This is a genomic window from Ruegeria sp. ANG10, assembly GCF_040705255.1.
Taxonomy (GTDB): domain Bacteria; phylum Pseudomonadota; class Alphaproteobacteria; order Rhodobacterales; family Rhodobacteraceae; genus Ruegeria.
The window spans coordinates 19,178-30,726 of the sequence record NZ_JBFCVU010000017.1; the positions used below are offsets into that span (position 1 = coordinate 19,178).

The following is an 11,549-nucleotide window of genomic DNA, read 5'->3' on the forward strand; positions in this document are numbered from 1 at the left end:
ATAGATTTTGGACTTATCTGCCGCGCAGAGTTGGTTCTTCGTATTTGCTGCTGGTCAGGTAACGTTAGGTTGGGAGTACGATATGGAATTACCAACACTGACTTACGAAATGATAGCCGTACTGAGTCTATTGTCTTTTACGGTCTTACTTTTTGTTACCGAGATAATACGGATCGATGTTGCAGCAATTCTTGTAATGGTACTGCTTGGCGCACTGAGCTATCTACCGGGGCTAGGTAATCTAGCCGATATTTCTAAGCTCTTTGAAGGATTCTCCTCGAACGCCGTGATGTCCATCATCGCAGTTATGGTAATTGGGGCTGGGCTTGATAAGACTGGACTTATGTCAAAGGTCGCGGCCTTGATCCTCAAGAATGGTGGCACGACAGAGGCCCGGATAATCCCCATAATTTCAACAACGGTTGGTGTCATCAGCTCTTTCATGCAGAACGTAGGAGCTGCTGCGCTTTTTCTGCCTGTTGTGAGCCGCATCTCAGCGCGTACAGAAATACCGATGAGTAGGTTGCTTATGCCCATGGGGTTTTGCGCGATACTGGGTGGTACTATCACATTGGTAGGGTCGTCGCCCCTCATCCTGTTGAATGACCTGATTGTTTCGGCAAATTCATCCCTTCCAGCTGACCAGCAAATGGAGACATTTGGGTTGTTCTCAGTCACGCCCATCGGCGTGATGCTGGTGCTGACAGGGGTACTTTACTTTGTGCTCTTTGGTCGGTGGGTCCTCCCAGCGCAGCGGGAGCGTGGAGAAGACGCAAGCTCAGCTAGGTCCATGCAGACTTATGTCGAAAACACCTATGGGCTTAGGGCTGATATGTTCGAGATTCGCGTTCCAGAAGGCTCGATCTTGATTGGACAAACGCTCGCGGATGTCATGGTCGCCCATAACATTTACATTCTTGGCACATCCTATCGCGGCCACAAGGTCATCGCGCCGATGGCTGATACCAAGATCGAAGCGCCAGCGCGGCTTGCAGTGCTTGGCCTCCGCCGTGTGGTTGAGCATCAGTTCGCTGAGCCTTACGGCTTGGAGATCCTACCCCAACTAGACGTCTTTGCAGATGATTTCGCCGCAACCCAGTCAGGGGTGGCAGAAGTTGTTATTCCGCCCGGTTCATCGGTTATTGGCCAGACCCCGATCGATCTGCGCCTCCGTCAGACACACGGTTTGTCTTTGTTGGCCATTCAGCGCGGCGAGGAAACACTGAGCCACGTTGAAACTGAGGATCATTCAGCCACGCATATCGGGCAAGTCCCTTTGCAGGCTGGTGATACGTGTGTGGTGCACGTGCAATGGGACCGTTTGACACGACTGAAGTCAGACAGGGATTTTGTTGTCGTAACTTCGGACTTTCCCCAAGAAGAGTTACGTCCACACAAGGTCGGATGGGCGCTTGCTTTCTTCCTAATAGCGTTGAGTTTAATCCTGTTTTCCGATCTGCGCTTGTCATTATGCCTGTTGATCGGCGCTATTGGGATGGTTTTGAGCCGGGTGCTCTCGATTGATGAAGCCTACGAGTCGATCAGTTGGAGCACAGTTTTTCTGCTCGCTTCGCTGATCCCGTTGGGCCAGGCGGTTCAGAACACCGGCACTGCGGATTGGATTGCAGCGCATGTGTTGGCCCTCCTTAAAGGGTGGCCGCTCTGGTCTTTGCAAGCAGGAATCGCCATTTTGGCAACGGCGTTCACGCTGGTGATGTCCAACGTAGGCGCAACTGTTCTGCTGGTGCCGCTGGCCGTTTCTATTGCCGTATCGGCGGGCGGTAACCCGGCTGTATTTGCTCTTACCGTGGCAATTTCAACGTCCAACTCATTTTTGATCCCAACACACCAGGTGAACGCGTTGATCATGGGCCCAGCAGGTTACCGGGTGGTCGATTTCGTTCGCTCGGGTGGAATCATGACCCTACTTTTCTTGATTGTCTCAATGACCGGGCTTGCGCTTTTCTTCTGAGCTGCCTCTCGGCGTTCCGTAAAGATGTACGCTGCTTCAGTTCAGAAGAACTCATAAGGTAAGGCTCTTGTGACTAAACTTTATTGTTGGGGCAGCAGATCCGAGACGTTCGCAATGAGCACGTTTGCAGTTATGGAGCGAAGAAATGCGTCGAGCTCATACAATCCTGAATTCAAAATACGCGGGAACTGGACCGATTTAATTTTATCGATCACTGTTGTTGGACTAAGACCGCTGGCATTTTTGGAGAGTTCACGATGAAGTTCCTTCGTACACCGGACCATCGGTTTGACGGATTGCCTGATTTCGAATTTGGCCCGAACTATCTTGATGTTGATGATACCGAAGGCGGTCGTCTCCGAATGCACTATTTGGACGAGGGGCCGACACAGGTACCGCCTGTATTGTTGATGCACGGAGAGCCCACCTGGTGTTTCCTGTATCGGCACATGATCCCATTATTCAAAGATGCGGGCCACCGAGTTCTGGCTCCTGATTTGATTGGGTTCGGACGGTCGGACAAGCCTACTGAGCGGTTCGATTACACCTACCAACGTCATGTAGACTGGATGTCCGAATGGTTGCGGAAAGTTGACCTGATGGGCATCACATTGGTTTGTCAGGACTGGGGCGGGCTCATAGGCTTGCGGCTGGTTGCGAGTATGCCCGAGCGGTTCTCTCGGGTAATTGTGGCAAACACGGCCTTGCCCACTGGTGACGTGCCCTTGGGCGAGGCATTTCTTTCATGGCGGGAATACTCGCAATCCGTTCCTGAATTTAATTCGGGACGCATTGTATTCGGCGGCACAACATCCAAGATTTCCGACGAAGAGGTCGCAGCCTACAACGCACCGTTCCCGGATGCGCGCTATCTGGAAGGCGCTCGAGAGTTTCCAATGTTGGTGCCCGACACGCCTGACAACCCAGCTTCAGAAGCCAACCGAGCCGCATGGAAAACCCTCAAGACCCTCAACACTCCGTTTCTGACTGTTTTTGGAGAAGATGACAGGGTCATGGCGGGAGTAGACAAAGTGTTTCAAAAGTCGATCCCTGGGGCAGTTGGTCAAAGTCATACAGTTGTGCCAAAAGCCGGGCATTTCATTCAAGAAGATGCTGGTACAGAGCTAGCAAACGCGACTTTGAAATTCATTGAGCAAACATAGCAGCTAAAAGTTGGTGCAACCCGTTGGAATGTTCGCCTTACAAACTGTTCGATTGTTCAAAAAGCCCCGGCCGGAAAGGCGTTACTGAAGGTTCTCCTGCACTACAGCTTAATTGATCCTGTTCGATTAATTGCTTCAAAACTGGCCAGGCCAGTCTTGTATAGCGTAGCCAGTCAAAGAAGCGATTTAGGTCTTCCCGCAAGGCCTCAGCTCACACCAAATTTGCGGCGCAAATACTCAGCCAGGGCCGTTATGCGACGTGGTTGGGCTCGGCTAAACCACGATAGTCAAAGGGCATAAGTCTGATCCAAGCAAACCACCGAAGCGTATCTATCAAGAACCCTTTAGCAAGGAGATAACGACCGGATGCGAGAAGATCAGAGGCTGTTGAGCCGATGCTTTTCAAGTATCCCGCAAAGCATAGCCTGTGCTTGCAGCCTGTGTTCTCGATGGCGTTCACGGGCGACATCCGGTTGGCCTTCACTAATCGCTTGGAAAACGACTCGGTGATCTTCATTGGATTTGACGGGCAGGGGCCTGATGAACAATGTCGTTGCGCGTGCGCGGCGCACCTGGTCGCTCATCATGGCAACAATCGCTTCGACCCGTTTGTTGCCGCCCAACCGAACGAGCTCCTGATGAAACAACTCGTCGGCCTCGGCCCAGGCTTCAAGGTCTTCGGCTTCGATGGCTTGGTCCATCTTTGCAATTGATCCAGCAAGTACCGCTAGTTCATCTTCTGAATAACCCGCTTCGGCGGCGCGCTGTGCTGCGAGACTCTCAAGTTCCGTTAGTATGTCGTAAATTTCACGCATATCGTCTGATGAAACGGGCAGTATCCGTACACCTTTGCGGGGCCGCATTTCCAGCAACCCCTTACTTTCCAACATCAGCGCAGCTTCCCGTATTGGGGTGCGGGACATGCCCAGAGTTTCAGCGAGTTCCGACTCCAGATGGTCAGTCCCGGCTGCAAGTTCGCCGGACAGGATCATCTTTCGCAAATCCCTAACAGCGCGTTGCGTATTGGAAAGAGTTCTGTTGTCCTGATCCTTCACGGCGTCTCCAGGTTGATCTTTCGCCCCTCCGCAGCCGAGAGATAGATGTTCTCTTCGATGCGGATCACATTCAAATAATCTCGGGCCGTGTTTTCCAGCGGCGTGCCCTTTACAAGGCCTGAAACGACGTGACTTTGCAAGGCGTGGACGCAGTCGCCTCCAAACCCATCATGATCGCTTGGAGGTAGAATCTGCTGTCGCTCTTGTTCTCCAAAAACGCGGAGTTCTACTGAACCGTCGCCGTTAAGAACCAGTGATCCTTCGGTTCCTTCGATGAGCGCTTCGCCCATGGTTTGACGCAGGTTTTCGGCACTGTGGTCAAGGCATCTGTTGCCATCGAACAGAGCTTTCAAACCGTTGGGGTGATCAAACAGGATGAAACCTGCATCCTCGCCCGCGATAACGGGGTTAACTTGGCGCAAATCCGCATAAACTGCGCTGGGCGCATCGAATAAAAATCGGAATGTGTCTACCCAGTGAACCGCTGTTTCATGCACCAGAAAACGTGGCATGTCCTGAAAGTACGGCTGCCGGTCAAGGTAGGCGCGTGGTCCCTGTCCGTCGCCGGGCCGAAGCCGGAAAGTCGCTTGTAGAGGTGTTCCAATTCGACCTTCGGTCATCGCTACCTTGATCGCTCGATACCAGGGCTGAAAGCGAAAATTCTCATGCACGACAATAGTTGCGCCTAATGCTTCAGCCTCGGAAACGATCTTCTTAGCTTCATCCAATGACATGCAGAAAGGTTTTTGGCAGATCAGCCACTTGATACCAAACCGCAGTGCCGTTCGGATGGCGGCGGCCTGCGCCACAGGTGGAAGGATGATGTCCACGAGATCTGGTTTTTCCGCCTCCAGCATTTTTGACAGATCGTCGTAAGCGGCCAGTCCTGTTTCCTTCGCCTTGTTGATATCACGGTTGCAGGATGCAATCGGAACCGCTCCGGGCATTCGGGACCAGCTTTCGTAGTGGAACCTGCTGAAATACCCCGCACCCACACACGCGACCCTGATGGCTTGTTGAGTATTCATGCCCGCAATGCTTCCAATACCGATGAGGCTGCGTCCTGCGTTCCGGCGGTGCCACCTAGGTCACGCGTCAGGTTTTGTCCGTTCGCAGTCACCTTTTCCACGGCTTCACGCAATCGTTCGCCGTCATTGGACAGGCCTGGGTGATCACGGGTCAAACCCAACCATTCCAGCATCATTGCCGCGGACAGGATCATCGCAAAAGGGTTGGCAATACCCTGTCCTGCAATGTCTGGAGCGGAACCATGGCAGGGTTGGAATACAGCATGATTCAATCCGATATCCGCTGACGGAGCCAGTCCAAGACCACCCATGAGACCCGCGCCAAGGTCGGAGAGGATGTCTCCGAACATGTTCTCAGTCACCAATACATCGAATTCCCAAGGCTTTTGAACCATCCATAGAGCGGTGGCATCAACATAGGCATGGTCTGCCTGCAATTCGGGATGGTGTGCCGCTTCTGCATCAAACATCGATCTGAAGAACGCAAAGGCGCGAAATACATTGGCTTTGTCGACACATGTAACTCGACCCCGGCCGCGTCCGGTTTTTTTGCGGTTCTGGGCGAGTTCAAACGCGAAACGGAACAGTTTTTCGGACACCTCACGAGTGATCAGCAGAGTCTCACGCGCATCGTGTTCGGTGACTTCACCAGCGCCTTGGGTGAAGAACAGCCCTTCTGTGCTTTCGCGTATCAAGACAAAGTCGATCTCTTTTCCGGGAGGCAGCGCCAAGGGGGTCATTTGTCCGCTGGTTACCTTTACTGGTCGCACACCAGCGAAAAGCCCCAGTTGCTTTCGCAGATCGATCTGCGGTGAAATCTCGGTTCCGTCTGGGTAGCGAACATCCGGCAAACCCATTGCAGATAGCAGAATCGCGTCGGCGTTGCGTGCAGTTTCGAGTGACCCAGCTGGAAACGATTCTCCAGTTTTGGCGTAGTGGCCTGCGCCCGCCGGAGCGTCTGTAAACACCAGTTCGTAGGAAGGACTGCCGCGCGAGAGCTGACGCAGGATTTCAAGCGTAGGGGCCATAATTTCCGGGCCGATTCCGTCCCCCTGGAACACTGCCACATCATAACTTCTCTTCATCTTAGCCCGCTTCCTTCCCGTTTCGCATTCATAGCGCGATAGCAGCTTTCACTACAGTCCGTTGACAACGCATTCTTTAATGTATACGCAAATAAATGCAATAATAAACGCAAAGTTGTTTGGGAGGACTTGGAAATGAAACTAAAGCTAGGACGGTTGGCGGCCGCAGCCGCGATGGCGACCGGGATTGCAGGGGCAGCTGTTGCGCAGGATTATCCCTATCGTGATATCACCACAGCTGTGGTCTGGGGGGCCGGAGGAGGTACGGATACGATCAACCGAATGATCATGGCCGAGATGGAAAAGCACCTTCCGGTCTCAATCAACGTGATCAATCAAACAGGTGGGGTCGCAGGCTCCAACGGCATGGTCTACGTCATGAACCAACCAGACGATGGCTACACATTGGTTGGTCTGTCAGAGTCGAACGTCACCGCTGCTGTGCAGGGTGGTTGGGATAAGAAATTTGATTTTTGGTACCCGTTCATTGTTGGTGGATCGCCTGATCTGATCTCGGTTCCAGCGGACAGCCCTTACAATACTCTGGAAGAGCTGGTCGACGCCGCAAAAGCTGCTCCTGGCACTATTCCAGCGGCGGCTTCGGGCGCGGGTTCGATCCACCACTTGAACCTTCTGGCCATCGAGAAGGGGGCCGGGACTGAATTCAAATTTGTTCCATACAAAGGCTCAGCGCCAGGTCAGGAAGCAGCGATAGCGGGTGAAGTTGCGTTGGTTGTGACTTCCCTAGCTGAACAGGCCCCGTTGATCGAAGGCGGTCAATTGAAGCCGCTCGCGATGCTGACGCCCGAAGACGCGCAGATTGCAGGGGCAACGGTGCCTTCCGCCTTTGGGATTTATGACGGACTCGATCAATACTTGCCGCTCAAACAGGCAATTGGGTTTGCTGTCCACAGCTCGGCTGGAGACGACGTCAAGGCTGCCCTTGGCGATGCATTCGAACAGGCGATTGCGTCCGATACTGTCGCCGAATGGGCCGCGGCAAACAATTATGATGTCGGAGGTCAACACGGCGAGGAAGCTCAAGAGCTGTTTGCGAACCTCGAAGCTACCTTTGCCTATACCTTGCAGGATCTTGGTGCTGCCACGGTCGATCCCGCGTCGCTGGGTATAGCAAAGCCCTAATCCAATCACTTTTGAAAGGGTGCGCCCGATCGCGCCCTTTCCGACAAGAGGCAGGCAATGGACAAACCTGACGAAACACTGATCATGCGGGCGCGTGATTTCTGGGCATCGATTGTCCTGATAGCAATTTCCACCTTTTTCCTTTGGAAGACGTCGGACATCCCGTTTTGGGGTGAAAACCGCGCAGGTGTTAGTGGGTCGGACTGGTACAACTCGGCAGCAATTGTACCGTTGTTCATCTTCGGTGGATTACTTGTTTTGTCGTTCATTTTGTTGGCTATTTCGATCCGCTCTGGCGGTGCCAAAAACGCGGCCAGCGCTCTAGGGATCGGATGGGACAAGTCGGAAGCCTATCGAGCTTCAACACTAGGCCTGATCCTTCTTGCATATGTCGTCGGACTGGTTCCCAGAGTGGACTTCATTTTGTGCTCGGGGTTACTGATTACAGCTTTGACTTACGGCTACTACGGCGGTCACGCGCGGCGTGCTTTGGTGGCCTGTATCGCAGTTGTCGTCGCCGGTTTGTTTGCGTTCGCCGTGTTTCCTGCTCAGGCGGATTGGAATGCACACGGCGATGATTGGTTTACACTGGCCTTGTGGGTCGCGTTAACACTAGTGGTGTTGACCAAAGCGGCTTCTGAACGCGTTTTGCGGTTCGTTCCATTGGTGGCAATACTTGCCCCGCTCATCCTCGTTTGTGCGATGGCCTTTGTTTTCCGGCAGAACGTGCCCGCGCGCGGCGGGCTGATCTTCAAGCAAATCGAATACCACTACTACGTGACGCTTCGTCCGCTATGGAAAGACTGACCGGATGGACTTTATTCTTTCGCAACTGGCTGGATTTGGGACTGCATTCGTGGGTCTGGCAGTGGACCCGCTGACCTATCTGTATTTAATCGCATCCGTATTCCTGGGCATCACATTCGGCGCATTGCCCGGCCTTACGGCAACCCTGGCAGTGACGATCTTGACGGGTTTCTTCGGCAACAAAATCCCGTTGGACTATTCGCTTATCGCTTTGCTCGGGGCCTATGTTGGCGCGATTTACGGCGGCTCTTACCCGTCTATTCTGCTGAACATTCCGGGCACAGCAGCCAGCGCGGCGACAGCCATGGATGGCTACCCACTGGCCAAAGCGGGTCGAGGGGGTGAAGCACTTGGGCTGACCACGACGGCCAGTTTCATTGGCACAGTTATCGGGACCATCACGCTTTTGATTTTTGTCTGGGCGCTGCTTTTGGTTTCAAAGAACATCGCAAGCCCGGAGAAAGCTCTCCTTGCCCTTTTCGGCATTCTGCTTTCTGGCACTTTGATGAGCGAAGACCTGGTGATTAAGGGATGGATCGCCGGTCTGATCGGGCTTGCGATGTCCATGGTAGGGCTTGACCCTCTGTTGTCTGAACCTCGTTATACCTTCGGTTGGCCTTATCTGATGAGCGGGTTTCAAGTCGTGCCAGTTTTGATGGGGGCTTTTGCTATACCCCAAATCATCGACGGTTTGAGGCACGTTGAGGCCGGGAAAGTTCTGGCCCTGAAAGGCCGCATTCTTCCGAACCTTCGCTCCATCCGACGCTACCTGCCCACGATTGGCCGGTCAGGGGTGATTGGGACGGGGGTAGGAGCACTTCCTGGCGTCGGTGAAGATGTCGCCGGTTGGGTTAGCTACGGTGTCGGCAAGACCGTATCTGCCGAGGGCGACAAGTTTGGAAAAGGCTCTTTGGAAGGTCTGCTGTGCTCAGAGACCGCAAACAACGCCTGTATTGGAGGTGCTCTGATCCCGCTTCTGGTGTTGGGCATTCCTGGTTCGCCACCGGCCGCCGCTTTGATGGGCGCTTTCAAAATTAACAACGTGATCCCGGGACCGACGATTGATCCCGAGATCATTCTGCGCGTGGTTGCAATCCTTGTGCTGGCCTCCCTGACAATGTTCTTGATGGGGCTTTTCACGGCTCGGGTCTTTATCAAAATACTCGCCATCCCGCAGACCATCTTCTTGCCCGTCGTTATGGTTCTGACAACAATTGGGTCTTTCAGCGTTGGTGGTGGCATCAATGATCTCTACCTGATGCTTGGAGTAGGCGCCGTTGCCTATTTCATGAACTTGATGAAATACCCAATCGCGCCGTTGGTAATCGGGGTTATTCTAGGCAGCCTGTTTGACGAAACCTTCCGCCGGTCGCTGTTCCTGTCGGATGGGGATCTTTCGGTCTTCTTTTCGCGACCCGGTGCGGCCATTCTGCTGGTACTCAACATTGGTCTGATCCTCAGCCAGCTGCCCGTTGCAAAGCGCGCTTTCTCACGTCTGAAAGGACTTTCTGTCTGATGTTTGTAGTCACTGTCACTTTCACTCTCAAACCCGGTACGAGAGACACTTTTTTACCGCTGATGGTCGAAAACGCTTCAACCTCTTTGCGTGACGAAGCCGGATGTCAGCAGTTTGACGTTTGCCTCGGCGACGATCCCGAGACAGTTTTTCTCTATGAGGTTTATGATGACAGCGCGGCCTTCTCTGTACACCTAGAAAGTGCGCATTTTCGGTCCTTCGATACGGCTGTGGCTGATATGATCGCCACCAAGGTGGTTCACCAGTATTCCGAGGTCATCCGATGAACGATTGGGAAATCCACGCGGTGAAATACGCGGATCGAAATGCCCGGACGCGAGCTGATAGTTTCATCATTGATGATAATCACAACGCGCTTCATGCGATGGATTATTTCGTTTGGGTGCTCAAACGCGGCAACAAAGTCATTTTGGTTGATACTGGTTACGATACCGAAGAGGCTGCCGCCCGTGGTCGTCCCATCGCGATGGACCCTCGCGAGGCTTTGCGACCCTTAGGCATCGCGCCGGAAGCGGTGACTGAGGTCATCGTGACCCATCTTCACTATGACCACGCAGGGGGGCTGCATATGTTCCCCAACGCAAAGTTGCACATACAGTCGGCGGAAATGGCCTTCGCCACAGGCCCCTGCATGTGCCATGACCACCTACGTGCGCCTTTCACGGCTGGCCATGTGTGCGAGGTCGTAAAGCGCCTCTATTCAGGCAAGGTCGTGTTCTACGATGGAGAAGCCGAGATTGCAGATGGGGTCACGGTGCACTGCATCGGTGGGCATTCGCGCGGGTTGCAATGCGTTCGCGTGAGAACGGCAGCCGGGTGGATGGTACTCGCCTCTGATGCCTCGCATTACTATGAGAATTTCATGGCGCGCAAAGCGTTTCCCATCGTCGTCGACCTGCAAGACATGATGGATGGTTTCGAGACGCTCGAGAGGTTGGCCTCGCACCCTCGACTCATCGTGCCCGGCCATGATCCACTTGTGCGAGAGATTTTTCCCGTCGGAGCGGCACCGCATATCCATAGGCTGGATCCCGGGCCAACAAGGGACATCAAACTATGAAGATCGGTGTCATAGCGGACGATTTTACAGGTGCGAGTGATATTGCGAACACCTTGGCCAAGGGCTGTGAGCCGGAAGGTGGGTTACGAACGGCTCAGTTTCCGGGTATTCCGACCGCCTCGGCGGATAACGAGATCGAAGCAGGCGTGATCTCTCTCAAAAGCCGCACTGCACCGGTCGAGGAAGCTGTTGCAGACAGTCTTGGCGCTTTGCGGTGGCTCGCGGACCAAGGATGCCAGCAGTTCATCTTCAAGTATTGTTCGACCTTTGATTCCACTATGGAGGGAAATATCGGCCCGGTTGCGGAAGCGTTGGCCAACGAACTGGGCGCGCAAAAGGTGGTTTTCTGCCCGGCCTTTCCGACAACTGGGCGAACGATCTATCAGGGCCATCTTTTTGTGCTCGGCAAGCTGTTGCACGAGTCCGGGATGGAAAATCACCCTCTTACTCCGATGACGGATGCGAACATCCGGCGATGGTTGCAGCATCAAACCGACGAAGCGGTTGGGTTGGTATCAATTGACGCCGTGAAGCAAGGGTCAGAGGCGATTGCTAATGCGTTGCAGAACGCCGACGAGCGCTTTGTGATCGGTGATGCGATTTCGGACGCGGATTTGCTGGCCTGGGGCGAGGCTCTGAAGGATGCCCAGCTCATTTCCGGGGGATCCGGGATAGCATTGGGCCTACCCAGAAACTTCG

The 11,549-nt window shown here is 53.8% G+C and carries 11 protein-coding genes; 8 read left to right on the top strand and 3 right to left on the bottom strand.

The window, feature by feature from the left end; translation table 11 throughout:
- Nucleotides 1–82: 82 nt before the first annotated feature.
- Both AB1A64_RS21700 and AB1A64_RS21705 read left to right on the top strand, forming a co-directional pair.
- Complete coding sequence (locus AB1A64_RS21700; protein ID WP_366554158.1) at nt 83–1,972, top strand: SLC13 family permease; 1,890 nt, start codon at nt 83–85, stop codon at nt 1,970–1,972.
- 257 nt (nt 1,973–2,229) lie between these two features.
- Nucleotides 2,230–3,135, top strand: a complete 906-nt coding sequence (locus AB1A64_RS21705) for a haloalkane dehalogenase (RefSeq protein ID WP_366554160.1) — start codon at nt 2,230–2,232, stop codon at nt 3,133–3,135.
- 377 nt (nt 3,136–3,512) lie between these two features.
- Here the strand turns inward: AB1A64_RS21705 and AB1A64_RS21710 are convergent, their stop codons facing one another.
- Genes AB1A64_RS21710 through AB1A64_RS21720 form a run of 3 tightly spaced genes read right to left on the bottom strand, consistent with a single transcriptional unit; the run spans nt 3,513 to nt 6,303 of the window.
- A complete protein-coding gene (locus AB1A64_RS21710; protein WP_366554162.1) occupies nt 3,513–4,190 on the bottom strand; it encodes a GntR family transcriptional regulator in 678 nt (225 codons plus the stop codon).
- Complete coding sequence (locus tag AB1A64_RS21715; protein WP_366554164.1) at nt 4,187–5,218, bottom strand: Gfo/Idh/MocA family oxidoreductase; 1,032 nt, start codon at nt 5,216–5,218, stop codon at nt 4,187–4,189. Before AB1A64_RS21715 ends, AB1A64_RS21710 begins: the two co-directional genes overlap by 4 nt.
- The gene (locus tag AB1A64_RS21720; protein WP_366554166.1) at nt 5,215–6,303 is read right to left on the bottom strand and encodes an isocitrate/isopropylmalate family dehydrogenase; all 1,089 of its coding nucleotides are present in this window, start codon (nt 6,301–6,303) and stop codon (nt 5,215–5,217) included. Before AB1A64_RS21720 ends, AB1A64_RS21715 begins: the two co-directional genes overlap by 4 nt.
- Nucleotides 6,304–6,438: 135 nt before the next feature.
- On the opposite strand from AB1A64_RS21720, the gene AB1A64_RS21725 reads away from it, so the two are divergent.
- The 6 genes from AB1A64_RS21725 to AB1A64_RS21750 all read left to right on the top strand — a co-directional run.
- The gene (locus AB1A64_RS21725) at nt 6,439–7,446 is read left to right on the top strand and encodes a tripartite tricarboxylate transporter substrate binding protein (RefSeq protein WP_366554168.1); all 1,008 of its coding nucleotides are present in this window, start codon (nt 6,439–6,441) and stop codon (nt 7,444–7,446) included.
- A gap of 57 nt (nt 7,447–7,503) precedes the next feature.
- Nucleotides 7,504–8,253, top strand: coding sequence for a hypothetical protein (locus AB1A64_RS21730; RefSeq protein ID WP_366554170.1), 750 nt, complete (start codon nt 7,504–7,506; stop codon nt 8,251–8,253).
- Between the two features lie 4 nt (nt 8,254–8,257).
- Nucleotides 8,258–9,769, top strand: coding sequence for a tripartite tricarboxylate transporter permease (locus AB1A64_RS21735; protein WP_366554172.1), 1,512 nt, complete (start codon nt 8,258–8,260; stop codon nt 9,767–9,769).
- A complete protein-coding gene (locus tag AB1A64_RS21740; protein ID WP_366554174.1) occupies nt 9,769–10,056 on the top strand; it encodes a putative quinol monooxygenase in 288 nt (95 codons plus the stop codon). The genes AB1A64_RS21735 and AB1A64_RS21740 overlap by 1 nt, the downstream gene beginning before the upstream one ends.
- Entirely contained in the window at nt 10,053–10,850 is a 798-nt protein-coding gene (locus AB1A64_RS21745; RefSeq protein WP_366554176.1) for an N-acyl homoserine lactonase family protein, read from the top strand. The genes AB1A64_RS21740 and AB1A64_RS21745 overlap by 4 nt, the downstream gene beginning before the upstream one ends.
- The coding region (locus AB1A64_RS21750) for a four-carbon acid sugar kinase family protein (RefSeq protein ID WP_366554178.1) at nt 10,847–11,549 on the top strand (703 nt) is incomplete at its 3' end. The genes AB1A64_RS21745 and AB1A64_RS21750, both read left to right, overlap by 4 nt.